The following is a 17,260-nucleotide window of genomic DNA, read 5'->3' on the forward strand; positions in this document are numbered from 1 at the left end:
TTTTTACCGTTGTGATGGAAAATATTACTACTCCGTTTTTATGCTTATATTAAGCGGAAAATATCCGTAACAATTGCATAAGCTTATGTTTACAATTCCTTTACACGTTGCAGTTATTTTCGTATTCAAATTAATATTGATGAAGAATAGTCTACAACTGCTTTTTGCGGTGCTGCTTTCTGCAAGCGCCTGTCAGAAAAATGAAACACCCACCCCTCCCCAGGAAGAAACTTTGATCCATGAAGACCCTTCCAGCTTTTCAGAGATCGGACAAATAGATATCGGTGATACTGGAGCCGCAGAAATATCTGCGTATGACAGTGTGACCCAACGGCTTTTTGTAGTGAACAACGCCGTGTCGAATGATGGCGACGTTAACAAGATCGATGTGATCGATCTGAAAAACCCGGCAAACCCTGTTTATGTTACATCCATCAGCATGGCGCCATACGGCGGTGCGGTCAATAGCGTGAGTGTGCATAGCGGGAAACTGGCTGCGGCAATCCAATCCGTCACAAAAACGGACAACGGAAAGGTAGCAGTATTGAACACTACAGATTATTCAGCGATAAAGTCGGTGAGTGTCGGGGCTTTACCGGATATGGTAGTTTTCTCTCCTGATGGAAAATTCATACTGACAGCGAATGAGGGTGAACCCAACGCAGATTATACGATTGATCCGAAAGGAAGCATCTCTATTATCGATGTGAACAATAATTACACAGTGGCTACACTTTTCTTCGACCCGTTTGCCAACCAGGCAACCGCATTAAAAGCAAAAGGGCTCCGGATCTTTGGCCCGACCAATAACCCCGACTTCGCGTCCAATATAGAGCCGGAGTATATTACGGTCTGTTCAGATTCGAAAACGGCATGGGTCACCCTGCAGGAAAACAATGCCATTGCCAAAGTAAATATTTCCGGCAAAGCCATTACAGACATTTTTCCGTTAGGCTTCAAGGATTACTCTTTGCCTGGAAATGAAATCGATCCGACCAATGACGATAATCAATATCTGGCAGGGAGCTGGAAAGTGAAAGGCGTGTACATGCCCGATGCCATCGCGCTTACCGAGCATAACAATGTGCCTTACCTGCTGACTGCCAATGAAGGAGACGCCCGTGAATACGATGCTTATGAAGAAGCCAAAAGGATCGGGCATAAAGATATCGTCCTCGACCCGGCCGCCTTTGCCAACGCCACAGATCTCAAGAAGAATACAGCATTGGGCCGGTTAAATATGACCACCACTTTGGGCGATACAGATGGCGATGGAGATTATGATGAATTGTACTCTTTTGGTGCACGCTCATTCAGTGTCTGGAATGGCCTGAACGGAGCCCAGGTGTTTGATAGTAAAAACGAACTGGATCGAAAAGTAAACGAAGCGGGACTTTATGACGACGGCAGAAGTGATGACAAATCGATTGAGCCGGAGGGTATAGCCGTTGGAAAAGTGGGCAAGACGACCGTGGCTTTCGTCGGAATGGAGCGGGTAGACGCCGTGGCCATCTATGACATTAACGATCCTCAAAATCCTAAATTTTTACAGATCGTAAAAACCGGAGATGCGCCCGAAGGGGTTCTATTCATCCCCGCTAAGACCAGCCCTATCAAAAAATCGTTGCTGATCGTTAGCAGCGAAGACGATGGCATCGTAAAAATTTACGCTCCGAAATCACTCTAAGCAGCGCTAACTGAAAGCCACGGTACATCAGTATCGTGGCTTTTTGCGTTTGAGCCGGATGTCATGAGGAGCACCCAATAGAAACTTAGATTCTTCCAAATGACCGATTCCCTTCACTATTTTGTGCGAACGACCTTCTTTGTTAAGCTGCTTTTCAATACTAACATGCTTGTCATTGACAGCTTGTTTACCCTTTAAATTCAGGATCATCGTCTATGCATTTGCATTCATCGATTTATACGGCTAAATTGCACCTGCATAAACATAACTCATGCCTCCTGCAGACGATGACATACTGGAAGAAAGCCCGAAAAAATTTGACCGGGTGATTGCCATACTAACGCAGCTCCAATCGAAGCGCATAGTAAAGGCGCAGGATCTGGCAGACCGGTTCGGCGTGAGTCTCCGTACGATCTACCGGGATATTAAAACGCTGGAAGCCTCGGGCGTGCCTATCAGTTCCGAAGCCGGCATTGGCTATTCGATTGTAGAAGGCTACAAGCTACCACCCGTCATGTTTACCAAGGAGGAGGCAGTAAGCTTTGTGGCAGCAGAAAAATTAATGCAGCATTTCACGGATAAGTCCATCGGCACGGCCTTCCAATCGGCGATGTTCAAAGTGAAATCCGTGCTGCGGTGGGCTGAAAAAGACTGGATCGATATGCTGGATGGGCGTATTTCCGTACAGCCAAAAACTTCTCTGTTTAATAAAGATGTGCCGAATGCATTGGAAGTGCTGATGCATGGCATCGTTAATAAAAAGCAGGTGCATTTGCTGTATCATTCTTTTGACGCAGAAACACCCGTCAACCGGACGATTGAGCCTATCGGACTGTACCACGAAAAAGAGTATTGGTACCTGGTGGCTTATTGCCACCTGCGGAAAGAACACCGTAATTTCCGGTCGGATCGCATTCTTAAAATATCCGCATCCGACAAACCCTTCACCATGGAGCACAAAGAGCTTTCCTTTTATCTTCACCGGCCCGAAAGAAAAACACCACTGACCATCAGGATCCGTATAGACGCTTCATGCGCTAAGTACATAAAACAAAGCCGCAGTATGTACGGCTTTGTTTCGGAAAAAAGAACAGGAGACCATATTGAAATGCATTTTGAATATGCGGAGGATCCTGAATATTTTATTCGTTGGATTATCGTGCTGGCTGATAAATCGGATATTATCGAGCCGGAGTCCGTCCGGCTTCGCTTGGCGGAACTGGTGTCTCAGATCGGAGACCGGCTCCGGCAAGAGATCATCAAACATTAGTACCTGTCCCAGAAGAACGGAGGTTGGATCCCTAACGCTCTTAAATACACGTATCCCTGCGCACGATGGTGGATCTCGTTATCCATAAAATACTGGATGTTTTCGATGGCGGGAAATTTGTATTCGCCGAACAGGTTGATATCTTCATGAAACTTCTCGGGCGTAATCTGTGGAAAATATACATTGATCTGCTCGGAAGCTTCATCCCATGCCTGCAACAGATCAGCCTTTTCCTGGATTTGGGGCATAGCATCTTCAAATGGCTCGATCACGCCGGTTACGATCTGTTTCATACCCACGCCGGAAACCGTGATCATCTCTTTGCAAAGGTCTACAAAAGGTCTCATACCCCCGATGGAAAAGCTGAAAAGATCTTTTTCAGGGAATACTTCGATCACTTTCCGGGTGAGATTGCGGTGGCCCTGCCATGCTTTTAATAATTCGTTAGCACTGATAATAGGACGTTCGATAGTAGTTGTTGTGTTCATAACATGTGTTTTAGATGATTGAATACAACAAAGCTCGACAGGGGTAGTGACAACAGTATGTCAGCAGTAAAAATGTTTTTTTTAGCGGGCTAGAAAAAATATGTTGAAGCTAGTTCGAGCAGCATATGTTTTCAGATTTAGAATAGATGGCGTGTTAGTAACATACACCACCTTACAGGTTTTGAAAACCTGTGAGGTGGGATTAAGTAAAGGGCCTTTTAACTTATCGTTAAATTCACTTTTCGACCTAAACCAAACTCAATGAGCTTATAAAGCGTTGAGAGCTGAATATCGCTATGGCCATTCTCAATCCTGGAAATAAAACTTTTCTTTGCCCCTATTTTTTCAGCTAGCTGTTCCTGGGTAAGATTTGCCTGCTTGCGTTCTTCCTTGATCATTTCACCGATAGCAAATGATTTCGCTTTTATTTCAAAAGCAGTTCTTTTTTCCGACCCGATCTTACCATATCGCTCATCGAGATGTTGAGAAAAAGTTTTTATATTTTTGTCTTTCATTGCCATTTAATTATTGCTTCTTGTGTTAAAATATTCATTCATTATTCTTTCGGCTCTTTTTAATTCGTTCGGGGGCGTTTTTTGGGATTTTTTCTGAAATCCATTGAGCAAAACGACCAGGTGTCCTTTATCGAAACAACAAAAAATTCGATAGATATTGCTCTGGTGCTCGATTCTGATCTCAAAAAGTCCCTTTATGCCTTTGACGGTTTTAAAGAACTTTGACGGAATATGTTCAACTATTGAAATCATAAACAACACTTCATCGACTTTATCCTTCACATGAGGTTGAAGCGGTTCAAAAAAATCTTCAAAATACCTTTTGTAAAAGATAATTTCCCGAATGGTGTTCATCCGGCAAAGTTAACGAATAATGGATCGCATTGATAGGGTGTTTTTAAAATTATTCTGCAACCGCTAAAGTTTGCAGGGACCGGAATGGTCAGATAAGATATTAATAATTGGGCGATGAGTCCGTTGTAATAAAGAAAAAATGGCCCGGCGCCACAACCTCCGGCGCCTCAGGGTTTTAAAAACCTGTGAGGTAACATCAACGTCTGCCGAGACCTTGTCAGACCGGGACGGCCAGACAAGGTCTTATCATTTCACCAGTTCGTAGGTTTGCAGGGCAATTTCCAGTTCCTCGTTGGTGGGGATCACCATTATTTTAACAGCGCTCCCGGCTTTTTGAATCTCTACCGGCTCTTTGGGGTGATTCTTTGCAACATTAGCTTCTTCATCCAATTCGATCCCCAGACCAGAAAGGCCCCGGCAGGAATGCAGTCGTGTCAGGACATCGTTTTCACCAATGCCAGCTGTGAAGATGAGAACGTCGACACCATTGAGCACCGCCATGTAAGCACCGATATATTTCTTAATACGATGGGCATACATCTCGTAACACAGGATAGCGTTTTTGTCCCCTTCGTTGTACAGCTTGGTGATATCGCGTGCGTCATTGCTGCCGGCGATACCGAGCATACCACTTTGTTTATTTAGTATGTTCTTTATATCTTCTAATGGCATGTGCAACTCATCGGCCATGTGAAAAATAACAGAGGGATCTATATCGCCGCTTCTTGTTCCCATGATCAGCCCGGCCAGCGGCCCAAAGCCCATACTGGTTTCGACGCTTTCGCCTTTTTCATTGATCGCGCAAACGCTCGCGCCATTGCCCAGATGGATGGTGATCGCTTTGAGGTCTTTTTTGTTTAAATGTTTCCTGGCCTGTTCGTACACAAATTTGTGGCTCGTGCCGTGAAAGCCGTAAGCTCGGATGCGATCTTCATGATAAAATTTTTCAGGGATCGCATACCGGAAGGCTTTTTCAGGGATGGTATGGTGAAAAGCCGTATCGAAAACGGCTACCTGCACGGCGTTGGGAAAAGCTTTTTCAGCGGCCAGGATACCGGTAAGATTAGCAGGATTGTGTAATGGTGCAAGCGGAATCAACTCTTCAATAGCCTTCTTCACCTCGTCCGTCACCACCTGCGTTTGGGTATAATGTTCACCACCATGTACGACCCGGTGTCCTATTGCTTTAATGTCTTCCCGCTGCTGGATCACACCGGTTTCTTCATGGATCAATAAACCGGAAATCGCATCAAAAGCAAGCGTATGATCTTTTAACGGATCATCCAGCGTCTTTTTATATTCCTTATCATCCTTTGTCCAGGTATGACTGATATTGCTGCCAGGCATTCCGATACGCTCGGCCAATCCTTTCGCCAGTACCTGACCATTATTCACATTGATCAGCTGGTATTTTAACGAGGAGCTACCCGCGTTAATGATTAATATTTCCATGTTGTTGTTTTAAAGACGGAGGGAGAAAGACCGGAGTCGGAAAGTCCGAAGACGGAAGTCGGAAAAACCGTTTTATCGAAGCCAATCCGACAATCAGTGAAGCTTTGCCTGCTGACGCGCTCTTCAGACATCCGTCTTCCGGCCTCTGACTTTCTTTACCCATTCCCCGACTGTATCGCTGTGATCACAACGGTGTTGTAAATATCTTCTATTGTCGCTCCGCGGCTCAGATCGTTAATGGGCTTATTCAGTCCCTGCAACATTGGCCCCACCGCCAGGGCGCCTGTCTCACGCTGCACCGCTTTGTAAGTATTATTACCCGTGTTCAGATCCGGGAAGATCAAAACGTTTGCCTGTCCCGCCACCGGAGAATCGGGCAATTTGCTTTTACCTACTACCGGATCCACCGCGGCATCGTACTGGATGGGACCTTCGACTAACAATTCCGGTCTCTTTTCCTTCACCATCCTGGTAGCTGCTCTTACCTTATCCACTTCTGCCCCGCTACCGGAAGCGCCGGAAGAGTAAGACAACATAGCTATTTTGGGGGTCGTGATACCGAAGGCTTTTGCAGAATCAGCCGATGACATGGCGATCTCTGCCAACTGCTCGGCGGTCGGATTGGGAACAATGGCACAGTCGCCATACACCAACACGCGGTCGTGCAGCAACATAAAGAATATGGACGATACGGTATTAAAACCTGGTTTTGTTTTTACAAATTGTAAAGCCGGCTTAATGGTATGCGCCGTTGTATGGACGGCTCCCGACACCATTCCGTCGGCTTCGCCTTTAAACACCATCATTGTTCCGAAATAAGAAACGTCGAGCATCAAATCCGCTGCCGCCGCCAGTTCCAGCCCTTTCGACTTACGGAGTTCGTATAAGGTGTGATAATAATCTTCGTATTTTTCGCTGTTTTCAGGATCCACAATTTTGATCCGTTCGTCATCCCAATACAACCCGAGTTGCGTCACTTTTGTTTTGATCGACTCGGCATTACCCAATAAGGTCAGATACACGATCTTATCTTTTGCCAGATGAGAGGCAGCGGTGAGAATGCGGTCATCGGTACCTTCGGGCAGGACGATGTGACGTTGCATTTTCTTGGCCGTTACCAGCATATTGTATTGGAACATGCGCGGCGTGATACTTTCGGTTTTGACCGAATTGATCTTACGGTTTAATTCTTCGCCATCCACCGCCGCTTCGAACAGGTCGATGCATAGCTTGATCTTGTATTGATTTGCCGGGTAGATCCGGGGCTTAATATTCGCCACCTTATTAGCGGTTTCAAAAGTTCCGGTGGGTACGGCCAGGATGGGCAATGGTTTTTGTGTGCCGTCCATCAGGTTGACAATAGAACGTTCCGGCAAAAAGCCGCCCGACAAGACAATGCCCGCGACATTGGGATATTGCGGCGAAATATTAGCGAGCATAGAACCGACGATCAAATCGCCCCGGTCACCGGGTATCACACATACGCAATCATTTTGCATACGCGGCAAATAATTCGCCAACTGCATGCCGCCAATAATAGAGGTCTTTGCAACATTTTCTAATTTATCGGCCCCGAAAAGAATATGTGCTTTCAGGTGATCCGCTATTTCCTGCATAGAAGGTTTGGTCAGTTCATCATCGTTGGGGATCACTGATACCACGATCTCATGACGCAGGTGCTTGTCGATCTTTTGTTTGACTTCGTCGACGTTCTTTGTGCAACGGCTTACAAATAAACCTATAATATTAAGATCCTTGGCCAGGAAGGAGTGCACTTCTGCTACAACATTATGAACCAGGTTGGCGACAGTCGCAAAACTATCCTTGGTGACCAGTAACACCGGCATGGCCAGGCTTTGAGCCACCGAAGCATTGAAGTCGGCCTCAAATACAGACCCCTCTTCTTTGAAGTCACTTCCCTCCACCAACACGAAATCAAACTGCTCTTCTAATTTTTTATACTTATTGATAATTGTCTCGTAGACCTCGTTGATCTTGCCCTGATTTTCCAACTCGCTCAACTCAGCGCGGGTAAATGCATACGCATCTTCATACGCCATGTTGATCTTAAAATGCGTAAGTATCGTATCGATATGGTTGTCCTTTATATCCGTGGTCTCTATCAGCGGCTTGAAATAAGCCACTTTAGTAGTCGTACGCTGCAGCATTTGCATCAATCCGAGACTGATTAACAATTTGCCGCTTTGAGCGGTGGGTGTAATGACGTAAACGGAACGATTCATAATTTATATTAGGTAGATGACTGGTTCTTTTGACGCTTAGGTCAGACCGGGACATTTATTTGATGACCGTTGATTTTCAGGTCAGACCGGGACGGTCAGACCTGGGCGTCTGTCAGCTACCCTCTGTCACCTCTATTTAATAAGGGTAGCCGGGAAGTCGTGAATAGTTTCGCAGCAAACCTGCTCCATAACCTGCTTGAGCTGTGCTTTGAACATGGCGATGGTATGGTCGCCACCCTGCTTACCTAAGGCGCCTACGCCGTACATAAAGGGCCTTCCCATGAAAGTAAAGTCAGCGCCGCAGGCTAACGCGCGGCCAATATCGGGCCCGGAGCGCAGGCCGCTGTCGATCATCACTTTGTATTTACTTTTAAATTTGTCAGCGAGACCTTGCAAGGGTTTGATTGTGGATTCGCCGGCTTCGATCTGCCGGCCGCCATGGTTGGAAACAATGATGCCGTCTACACCAATATTGGCGCATATTTCCGCGTCCTGCTCGCTTACCACTCCTTTGATAACAAGCTTGCCCTTCCACTTATCCCGGATCGCGGCTACTTTATCAGCATCCACCCGGCCGGTAAAGGTAGCATTCATAAACTTGCCTAGTTGCTTCATGTCCATACCTTTTTTCATGTAGGGCTTCAGCGTGGCAAAAGAAGGAATGCCCACTCTCAGCGTCTCAATGCCCCAAACCGGGTGCAGTGCCGCCTGGATGAAATTGTTGATGGTCTGTTTGGGAGGCATGGATAAACCCGCTTTGATCTCGCGGTAGCGCAAACCAAAAGACGGCACATCGATAAGGACTACCAGGACATCACAGTTTACTGCTTCCAGCCGGCGCAGCAGGTCATCCCGCAGCTCGTTCTCGGTAGGGTGATACAACTGAAACCAGAACTTGCTTTCTGTGAGTTCGGCAATCCGTTCAATACTGCTTGTGGATACGGTACTTAATATATAAGGAATGTTATGCTTTAACGCTGCCTTTGCCAGGATTTCAGGCGCATTGGGCCACATCAACCCCTGCAGGCCCACGGGAGCAATGCCAAACGGAGCATCATAAGTATGACCAAATAATTCCGTGCGCATGTCTACACCGCTGTGCTTTTTTAAATATTGCGGCATGAGGAAGATATTTTTAAAATCTTCTTCGTTGCGCCAGACGTTCAGTTCTTCGTTGCAGCCGCCTTCGAGATAATCAAAAGCAAATTTTGGAATTCTTTTTTTTGCTTTACGCTTGAGATCCGTCACGGACGGATATTTAGTGTTATATAAAAATAAGTTCGAACTCATTCCGGCAAATTTAATTGTTCTGTGAACCTCGAGGGTTAATATATAAGATTTTTTTTGAAATCCAGCAGATGAATATGTGAGCCATCAGGACGGTAATAATGTTGCGCTCCCCCAGTGAGCCAGCTATATCGTCTTAATGGGTCAGACGGAGACCGTCAGACCGTGTCATTTATCTTCCGCCTGGAACACTTTCTTCAGATAGGCGACATTGGCTCCATAGTTATATCTTACATTGGTTGGCTGACGCGCGTCCCTGCTGCGTTCTACAACCAGCCAGCCGCTCCATTTCATTTTATCCAATACTTTTTTAACCTTATGCAGGTCGATCCCGGGATCATTTTCTAACCATACACTGTCCTTATTCGTCGCATGGATCATGGCTATATTTTTCCGGCCAAGGATCTTCATTTCTTTATACAGATCCCTGCCGCCTTTTAACGGATTGGAAAAATTGAAATAGATCCTGATCGCAGGTGAATGAATATCTTTGAGTAACCGCTTTTCCTCCTTGGCGGACAAAGACGTCTCGATGGCAATGACCACCCCGGCCTCCTCGGCCATTTTACCTGCTACTTTTAAACGGCTGATCACAGAGTCGCGTACGGATCGGTTCTTACTGATGTCGCACTGGATCCCCATGGGTAAAAAGGCAGTTTTTACATTCATCAGCTTCATGGTGGCGATACAATCAGAAACGGATCTTTCGTATTCCTCCCTTCCGCAAAAGGACTGTGCATAGTAGCCGGTCATTGCCAAAGAGAAAATTTCAATGCTATTTTCGTCCGCTGTTTTCATAAACTGTTGCCTGATCGAATCTGTCAGCAATTTATTGTCAAACGTCGGCCGGTTGCCTAAACCGCCCATGTCTACTTCCAATCCATCCGCATTCAATTCTTTAGCCAACGGGATGGCGCTTAACTTCTGGCGCTTTAACAGCATCAGGTCGATCAAGCCAATTTTATACCTTTCCTGCTGCCCGAAAACGGTGGAACCCGCTAACAGGCACAACATACAAAGGAGCGGAATTCTTTTCATCATTGTTTTGTAAAAAATTAATCAACAAAAAGAGCTGTAAGGTTTTCAAAACCTCACAGCTCTTTTACTAACGGATCGCCGCTTCGAACACTTTCTCCAGGTTGTCAAACCCCTTCACTGCATGTGCCGGAAGCCGTTCTCCCTTGTCCCCGAATACATACATATCACTCATCTTTTCGATTGTAATACCTGACTCGTCTATCTTTCCGTTTTTTTCAATCGCCGACAGGTCTAAATCAAGATGTTTAGCGATGAATCGGTAAACAGCTATTCTTTTATTGATACCAAAATCATGCTTTTCGTCAGGTAAATGCACATTCCCGACATTTTCTTCTTTCCCATACCAGCTGTACATTTTCTGTAAGTAAGGAAAATCATGCTCAGGCATCCTGTCGGTCCAGTCGCCCCCGTCAGACACCAGCAGTTGAGGATTAGGAGCCGCCATGGCAGCGAGTTCCAGGTTGTCAGTACCGCCGCCGCAAAGGAAAACCGGCATGCCACTTTCACAGGGACAGCCGCCATACATGTAAGACGATACCGATACGACCGGCGCGGATACTTTGATCCGGTCGTCAATGGCTGTCATCAACACCGTATGGCTTCCCCCACCCGATCCGCCGGAGATGCCTACGCGTGAAGTATCGGCCTCCTTTAAGGATAACAAATAATCTAAGATCCTGATAGCGCCAAGCGTCTGAATCGTTTGCGACAAACTTTTACGGTGGTCTTCATATTTAAACTGAAGGCCGGACTCTCCCCAGCCAAAAAGATCATAACTGATGGTGATAGCGCCCATTTTGGCTAATGCTGCACAACGGATCTGGCAATCTTTCCGGAACCGGTGGTCCTGCCAATGTCCGTCGGGATTGAGTATTACCGGTACCTTCCCTTTCAATTTTGCGGGCCGGTAAATAGAACCATTTACCCACACGCCTTTTAGAATTTCGATTGCAATATTCTCAACGCTATACCCTTCATGTTTTCGCCGCGGCGTGATGGTAGGGCGACTGATGGGATAAGCCGGAAGTCGCGACAACTGCAACGCTTCCATGATACAGGGACGCAGCACCTTTTTTCTCGCTTCCCATTCTGTCAGATTCTCGTATTGTGCCGCAATACGGTCCAGCTCTGCCCAACCTTCTTGTACCGGCCAGCGATAGTATTCGAACTCACTGACCTTGTATTTCTTGTCACTGCCGTCTGATTTTACTTTCAGATCAAACGGAGCTAATACGTTGCGCAATGTCTCATCGACATCGGTCCTGTATCTCCAGCGCGCATACTTCAACACCTTTCCGGCTACCAGTTTTTCATCGGCCCTGATCGTAACGCCATATTTCTCTTCAATATCTTTTAAGACATCTGTTAAGGGAATGGCATAAGCACTATCACTGTTCGACTGTGCCTGCGTGCGAAAACAGAAAAACCCGAGCAGCATTACCGACAGCATAAGAATGCGGGTCTTTGGCAAGCCCGGAAAAAACAGCGACGATCCTGATGACCTATAACCGGAACGATCAACCGAGCGTGGCAAAACCGATGATCTATATTCTGAAGTCTGGCTCATAATTATTATTTAAATGTTCAGCATATCTATTCTTTTTCCAGTGGCTATATAAAAGATCAGGCGCTAAAATGATTCAGGAAAAGCGGCCGGCCAGTTACCAATCAGTTCAAATCCGCGCCCAGACTGCAATAGCCGCCTGTTTCAAAACTACAATACCAGAAGAATTTATAGAATGATGGGCACCTCCATTTATATCGCTTATAAAAAATGATGCAATCAAATTACGCAAAGCTGCTGACTGATACAGGCACAATACCGAGGCGGTCGCACCAGTTTAAAAATTTGTCGTGCAAGGCGTCGACTTCTTTTTTCTGTTCGGGCGTCAGATGGAGGGCGTAGGCACGGCTTATGGTTCGCACGGGCAAACCTCTTTTTTGTAAAAAGTATTTAGCGCTCATAGGATACGCCACATGGATCATCGGGTCTACTGCTGAGAGCTCCTGTTGTAGCCACTGCACGTCTTCCTGCTTCCCGGGATTGTTGGCATTTTCAACCATCCACACCAATATTTCAGGATAGAAATTGCCAGAGATGGATGACATACCAATGGCTCCATGTTGCATGCTAAACATAGCATTGGGCGTATGTGCATCATAAAATTCTAACCGGTTGGGCACTTCTTTCAGAATGTCCAGTTTGGCGGACACATTTTCGTGCGTGATAGAAGTGTCTTTATGATAGATCAGGCGATCTGCCTGTATCAATTTCCTGAACACATCCGGACTGATAATACGTTTGTAAGGCGCCGGACACTCGTACATACCCAAAGGGATATCACCAGTCAGTGAGAACATCTTTTCAAAATTTTGCAGCAACACATCATCGCTATCTTCCACTTTGGCATAATGCCCTGTGATTAAAATCACCGCATTGACGCCGGTATCATAAATACGTCTGGTGAAAACTGCTTTATCTTCAATGGTCAGACCAAAAGATCCGGTTGCTACAACCGGTACGCGTCCATCCACATACTTAACGATATGTTGCGTGAGCTGCAGGCGCTCTGCTTCGCTGATGCTGAACATCTCACTGCTCAGACAATTGGCGAAAATCCCTTTCACGCCCGCTTCTAAATAAAAATCGATCAGGCTGTTGACGGCATCAAAGTCAATGTTGGCTTTCAGATCAAAGGGCGTGATCATTACAGGAACAAATTTTCCAGCAATCGTTTGCATTACTTTTTGCCATAAAGTTGATTTTTTTTACGGTCAAATCGATGTAGGAAAAAATTATTGTGATGGATTATTTTGCTACACCATCAAAACCTCATCCGCTGTATCCGCACCGCGTTGAGGATAGCCAGTAAAGCCACGCCCACGTCGGCAAACACGGCTTCCCACATCGTCGCCAGCCCTCCCGCGCCCAGCACCAGGACGATGGCTTTCACTCCAAATGCCAATGAAATATTTTGCCAGACGATCTTTTTTGTCTGCTTACCTATCTCGATCGCCATGGGTATTTTGCCCGGCTTGTCGTCCTGTATTACAACGTCTGCTGTTTCGATGGTGGCATCGCTTCCCAAACCGCCCATTGCCAAGCCGACATCGCTCAATGCGACCACCGGCGCATCGTTGACGCCATCACCCACAAAGGCGACGGTTTCATTTTTGGCTTTGAGCTCTTTCACTTTGTCGACCTTATCTTCGGGTAACAAATCACCAAACGCCTGCTTAATGCCGAGCTTTTCCGCAACATATTTCACCACTGTACTTTTATCGCCACTCAGCATGGTGACATTTACGTTGGCTTTTTTTAAACGGTTTACTGCTTCCTGTGCGTCTTCCTTGATGCTGTCGGCAATGGTCAGATAACCCACAAACTGTTTGTCATAAGCCACCGCGATCACCGTGTATACAATACTGGCGGGATCAACATCATACCTGACAGCATATTTATCCATCAGCTTGAAATTGCCCACTAAAAGTTCTTTTCCATCAACACTCGCCTTCAAACCATGCCCTGCAATCTCCTCAACATCCTGCAACGAGATTTCTTTATTGACGGATCCGACAAACTCATGAATGGCGGTGGCCACGGGATGGGTACTGTTGCTCTCCAGGGCGTTAACCATTTGCAGTATTTTATCTTTATCGACTCCATCATTAAAGACCACTTCCTGAACCTTGAAGACACCTTCGGTCATAGTGCCTGTTTTATCCATGACCACGTTCCGGATATTGGCCAGCAGATCCAGGAAATTACTGCCCTTGAATAAAATACCGTTTTTAGATCCGGCACCGATGCCACCGAAATACCCAAGCGGAATACTAATCACTAACGCGCAAGGACACGAGATCACCAGGAAGACCAGGGCACGATAGAGCCATTGGCTGAACACATAATCATCGACAAATGCAATAGGCAATACGCAAATAAGAACAGCTAACAAAACAACAATCGGCGTGTAGATCTTCGCGAACTTCCTGATAAATAGTTCGGTCCTGGCCTTTTGAGCTGTGGCATTTTGTACTAAGTCCAAAATCCTGCTGAGCTTACTATCGGTGTAAGCTGTAGTCACTTTCACCTGAGCTACCTTGTTTAAATTGATCATTCCCGCTAATACAGTCCCGCCCTTGGATTTGGTATCCGGCTTGCTTTCGCCGGTCAGTGCCGCGGTATTGAACGATGCCGAATCAGACAGCAGGGTGCCATCTAAACCTAACTTTTCGCCGGGCTTCAATTGGATGATCGCTCCTACCCTGACCGTCTCGGCTTTTACTGTTTTTAACTCGCTGTTTTCCCAGATGGTAACTTCGTCAGGACGCTGATCGATCAAGGATTTAATATTGGCTTTGGCCCTGGCAACGGCCAGTGTCTGGAACACTTCCCCAACAGCATAGAACAACATGACAGCGACACCTTCAGGAAATTCACCGATAGCAAATGCACCAATAGTAGCGATGCTCATCAGTAAAAACTCAGAGAACACTTCTCCGCTTCCAATGCTCTTCACCGCGTCTTTGATCACGGGGAATCCCACGGGAAGATAGGCGGCTACATACCACAAGACCCGAATCCAACCGGAGAACCACGATTGCAAAATCGAGTTATCAAACGCGATAGCTACTAACAGCAGCACAACGCTGATGATGGCCGGCATGAACATCTGAAGAGTCGTTTTGTCTCCAACAGCATGGTCGTGTCCATCGTCATCATGATGGTGGTCGTCGTGACCCCGCTTCCCGGAAGCCTTTTCTGTTTGTTCCAATTGATGATCTGAAACCGCATTTATTTTTTCTTCCTGTGTACAGCAAAGCTGCCTGCCTGCTGCATCGTATTTATGTTGATGTTTCATAATTTGACTGTTTTATTTTTTATGATCATTTCATATACAATCTGTCTTCCCACCATTTCGCCGGATTGTTAATGATATATCTGGCTATGTTCTGATAGGATCGCTCGTTACGGATAATATGTTCCCAATAATTCCGTTGCCATAATTTGCCATTGAACGCCGGCCAATTGTTGTTCTTAACTCCGCGGATATATTCATTGGTGGTCATCGTTTTAAACCACTGCACGACTTGCGGTACCGACGAACCTTGTCGGGGCGAACCTGGTTGGGGCGAACCTGGTTGGGGCGAACCCGGTTGGGGCGAACCCGGTTGGGGCGAACCCGGTTGGGGCGAACCCGGTTGGGGCGAACCCGGTTGGGGCGAACCTTCGTGTTCGCCCATTGGGCAGATACGGAGATCTGCCCCTACGACCCCTGCGATTTCGATGATACAATGAAAATGGTTGGGCATTACCACCATTTCTCTGCATTTGATCCCTGGAAATTTGTTTTGCAATTCGTTATACCATCGATCAATCATTCTTCCTGCCTCATTTAATTTCATCTCGCCATTGGCAACCTCACCAAACAAACATTGCCTGTCTTTCACACAAATGGTTATAAAATACAGCCCTTCCTGCGAATAATCGTATCCTTTTAACCGGATCGATCTGCGGTGATGAATGTTCGGATTGTAATTATTCATTTTTTTCTTTTAAAAAACGAATGCGTTTGAACTGGTTTGCAGGACACCCCCTGTGCGTTTACTCCATAAACACGTTAATGTGAATGCCCCTCACTTGTATTCAATGTCGCGTTGATGAAAAAGGCATCTTTCACTGCTATTTTTGCATCGGGATGTACTTCTTTTACAAATGTTACCGCGGTATACCCCATATCTGAAACCCCTTTTGCCACTTCTATCTTTTCGAAACTCACGTGCTTTCCGGCCGCATTTTGCTTTTCCTTTTCCTGATGTCCTTCACCTTCTTTGTGATCATGTCCTTCTTCCCCTTTGTGGGAGGTCCCGTCTTTATGATGATCTTCCTCCGCTTCTTTATCTGTTACTACGAATACATAATATTTACCATCTGCATTGACAATCGCATCATTGGGCACTGCAGACGTCGTCACATTATTCAGGCTCACAATGCCCGTGATGTTCATGCCATCGATCAATCCCGTTTTATTGCCGCGCACCTTGCAGTGCACTGCAATCGTTTTGCTTTCATTTTCAAAAGAGGCTCCGATGCTGAATACAGTGGCGTCATATTCTACGGTGGGATTGTTGGTAATCGTAAAATGAATCGTCTGTCCGACTTTAACCCTTGGAAGATCCTTTTCAAACACCTGCAGATCCAGGTGCAAAGAACTATTGTCTACCACTTCTATTACCGGCGAGGACACATCAACATAACTACCGATCTTGGTAAATACGTTGCTGACCGTGCCGCTTAAAGGACTGGTCACGACCAGCGCGGATCTCAGATTATCGTTGGATACGGAGCCGGGATTAATGCCCATCAATTGTATTTGCCGGTGCAGCGATGTCCTGCGGGTGCGCAGCGCATTGAGCTCCGCCGTAGCATTCTGCAGGTTCTTCCGGGCGCCGGCATTGCCCTCATTCAAGGTCTTTTGACGTTCCAGCTCCAGCTCCGCAAAAGTGATCTTGCTGCCGATGGTCAGATACTCTTCCTGCAACTGTATAAACTCAGGATTGACGATGGTGGCAATCACCTGGCCTTTTTTTACATAATCGCCGATTTGCACTTTCAGTGTTTTAATAACACCGCCGTACAGCGAAGTAGCATTCGCTTTGTTATTGTTGGGCACCCGCAGCATCCCGTTGGCTCTGATGGTTGCCGTCAGCTCCTTTTGCTCGATTGAACCGAGTTGTATACCCACCGTTTTTATCTGCTCTTCGGTAAGCGTGGCAATGGTGAGAGCTTCTTCTTCATGCGCGGCTTCGGCTTTAACTTCCGGTTTGGATGTATTTTCCTTTTTACTATCGCCACAAGCGGTTAGTGATATGGAAAAGGCAATAAGCAACAGGCCATTAACGATTGCCATTTGTATTCTGCTGAT

At 46.3% G+C, this 17,260-nt stretch carries 14 protein-coding genes; 2 read left to right on the forward strand and 12 right to left on the reverse strand.

The features are described from left to right. Positions 1–139 precede the first annotated feature (139 nt). Both ACU37H_RS01265 and ACU37H_RS01270 read left to right on the forward strand, forming a co-directional pair. On the forward strand, positions 140–1,687 hold the full coding sequence (locus ACU37H_RS01265) for a choice-of-anchor I family protein (protein WP_472702544.1): 1,548 nt from the start codon (positions 140–142) through the stop codon (positions 1,685–1,687). A 271-nt stretch (positions 1,688–1,958) separates the two neighbouring features. Beyond that, the gene (locus ACU37H_RS01270; RefSeq protein WP_472702545.1) at positions 1,959–2,957 is read left to right on the forward strand and encodes a helix-turn-helix transcriptional regulator; all 999 of its coding nucleotides are present in this window, start codon (positions 1,959–1,961) and stop codon (positions 2,955–2,957) included. Here ACU37H_RS01270 and ACU37H_RS01275 read toward each other — a convergent pair. The 12 genes from ACU37H_RS01275 to ACU37H_RS01330 form a co-directional block, all read right to left on the reverse strand. Next, the gene (locus tag ACU37H_RS01275) at positions 2,954–3,445 is read right to left on the reverse strand and encodes a DinB family protein (protein WP_472702546.1); all 492 of its coding nucleotides are present in this window, start codon (positions 3,443–3,445) and stop codon (positions 2,954–2,956) included. The two genes, ACU37H_RS01270 and ACU37H_RS01275, sit on opposite strands and share 4 nt — an antisense overlap. A 218-nt stretch (positions 3,446–3,663) precedes the next feature. Further along, a complete protein-coding gene (locus tag ACU37H_RS01280) occupies positions 3,664–3,960 on the reverse strand; it encodes a helix-turn-helix domain-containing protein (RefSeq protein WP_472702547.1) in 297 nt (98 codons plus the stop codon). A gap of 6 nt (positions 3,961–3,966) precedes the next feature. Beyond that, the gene (locus tag ACU37H_RS01285) at positions 3,967–4,314 is read right to left on the reverse strand and encodes a type II toxin-antitoxin system RelE/ParE family toxin (RefSeq protein ID WP_472702548.1); all 348 of its coding nucleotides are present in this window, start codon (positions 4,312–4,314) and stop codon (positions 3,967–3,969) included. A gap of 246 nt (positions 4,315–4,560) precedes the next feature. Then, the gene (locus ACU37H_RS01290) at positions 4,561–5,766 is read right to left on the reverse strand and encodes an acetate/propionate family kinase (protein WP_472702549.1); all 1,206 of its coding nucleotides are present in this window, start codon (positions 5,764–5,766) and stop codon (positions 4,561–4,563) included. 155 nt (positions 5,767–5,921) lie between these two features. Further along, positions 5,922–8,009, reverse strand: a complete 2,088-nt coding sequence (pta, locus tag ACU37H_RS01295; RefSeq protein ID WP_472702550.1) for a phosphate acetyltransferase — start codon at positions 8,007–8,009, stop codon at positions 5,922–5,924. Between the two features lie 132 nt (positions 8,010–8,141). Then, positions 8,142–9,299 (reverse strand): alpha-hydroxy acid oxidase, encoded by a 1,158-nt coding sequence (locus ACU37H_RS01300; RefSeq protein ID WP_472702551.1) that lies wholly within the window; start codon positions 9,297–9,299, stop codon positions 8,142–8,144. Positions 9,300–9,464: 165 nt separating this feature from the next. Then, positions 9,465–10,337, reverse strand: coding sequence for a sugar phosphate isomerase/epimerase family protein (locus tag ACU37H_RS01305; RefSeq protein ID WP_472702552.1), 873 nt, complete (start codon positions 10,335–10,337; stop codon positions 9,465–9,467). Positions 10,338–10,401: 64 nt separating this feature from the next. Further along, the gene (locus ACU37H_RS01310) at positions 10,402–11,784 is read right to left on the reverse strand and encodes an alpha/beta hydrolase family protein (RefSeq protein ID WP_472702553.1); all 1,383 of its coding nucleotides are present in this window, start codon (positions 11,782–11,784) and stop codon (positions 10,402–10,404) included. Between the two features lie 338 nt (positions 11,785–12,122). Then, on the reverse strand, positions 12,123–13,076 hold the full coding sequence (locus tag ACU37H_RS01315; RefSeq protein ID WP_472702554.1) for a dihydrodipicolinate synthase family protein: 954 nt from the start codon (positions 13,074–13,076) through the stop codon (positions 12,123–12,125). Between the two features lie 83 nt (positions 13,077–13,159). Beyond that, a complete protein-coding gene (locus ACU37H_RS01320; protein WP_472702555.1) occupies positions 13,160–15,196 on the reverse strand; it encodes a heavy metal translocating P-type ATPase in 2,037 nt (678 codons plus the stop codon). A gap of 25 nt (positions 15,197–15,221) precedes the next feature. Next, on the reverse strand, positions 15,222–15,881 hold the full coding sequence (locus tag ACU37H_RS01325) for a transposase (protein WP_472702556.1): 660 nt from the start codon (positions 15,879–15,881) through the stop codon (positions 15,222–15,224). A gap of 74 nt (positions 15,882–15,955) precedes the next feature. Next, positions 15,956–17,245 (reverse strand): efflux RND transporter periplasmic adaptor subunit, encoded by a 1,290-nt coding sequence (locus ACU37H_RS01330; protein ID WP_472702557.1) that lies wholly within the window; start codon positions 17,243–17,245, stop codon positions 15,956–15,958. Between the last annotated feature and the right edge of the window lie 15 nt (positions 17,246–17,260).

The organism is Niabella sp. ZPM-14 (genome assembly GCF_055693045.2).

Excerpts from the sequence above, each read along its gene's own strand:
- ACU37H_RS01265 (WP_472702544.1), top strand. The coding sequence starts at position 140 with ATGAAGAATAGTCTACAACTGCTTTTTGCGGTGCTGCTTTCTGCAAGC.
- ACU37H_RS01270 (WP_472702545.1), top strand. The coding sequence starts at position 1,959 with ATGCCTCCTGCAGACGATGACATACTGGAAGAAAGCCCGAAAAAATTT.
- ACU37H_RS01275 (WP_472702546.1), bottom strand. The coding sequence starts at position 3,445 with ATGAACACAACAACTACTATCGAACGTCCTATTATCAGTGCTAACGAA.
- ACU37H_RS01280 (WP_472702547.1), bottom strand. The coding sequence starts at position 3,960 with ATGAAAGACAAAAATATAAAAACTTTTTCTCAACATCTCGATGAGCGA.
- ACU37H_RS01285 (WP_472702548.1), bottom strand. The coding sequence starts at position 4,314 with ATGAACACCATTCGGGAAATTATCTTTTACAAAAGGTATTTTGAAGAT.
- ACU37H_RS01290 (WP_472702549.1), bottom strand. The coding sequence starts at position 5,766 with ATGGAAATATTAATCATTAACGCGGGTAGCTCCTCGTTAAAATACCAG.
- pta (WP_472702550.1), bottom strand. The coding sequence starts at position 8,009 with ATGAATCGTTCCGTTTACGTCATTACACCCACCGCTCAAAGCGGCAAA.
- ACU37H_RS01300 (WP_472702551.1), bottom strand. The coding sequence starts at position 9,299 with ATGAGTTCGAACTTATTTTTATATAACACTAAATATCCGTCCGTGACG.
- ACU37H_RS01305 (WP_472702552.1), bottom strand. The coding sequence starts at position 10,337 with ATGATGAAAAGAATTCCGCTCCTTTGTATGTTGTGCCTGTTAGCGGGT.
- ACU37H_RS01310 (WP_472702553.1), bottom strand. The coding sequence starts at position 11,784 with ATGCTGTCGGTAATGCTGCTCGGGTTTTTCTGTTTTCGCACGCAGGCA.
- ACU37H_RS01315 (WP_472702554.1), bottom strand. The coding sequence starts at position 13,076 with ATGCAAACGATTGCTGGAAAATTTGTTCCTGTAATGATCACGCCCTTT.
- ACU37H_RS01320 (WP_472702555.1), bottom strand. The coding sequence starts at position 15,196 with ATGAAACATCAACATAAATACGATGCAGCAGGCAGGCAGCTTTGCTGT.
- ACU37H_RS01325 (WP_472702556.1), bottom strand. The coding sequence starts at position 15,881 with ATGAATAATTACAATCCGAACATTCATCACCGCAGATCGATCCGGTTA.
- ACU37H_RS01330 (WP_472702557.1), bottom strand. The coding sequence starts at position 17,245 with ATGGCAATCGTTAATGGCCTGTTGCTTATTGCCTTTTCCATATCACTA.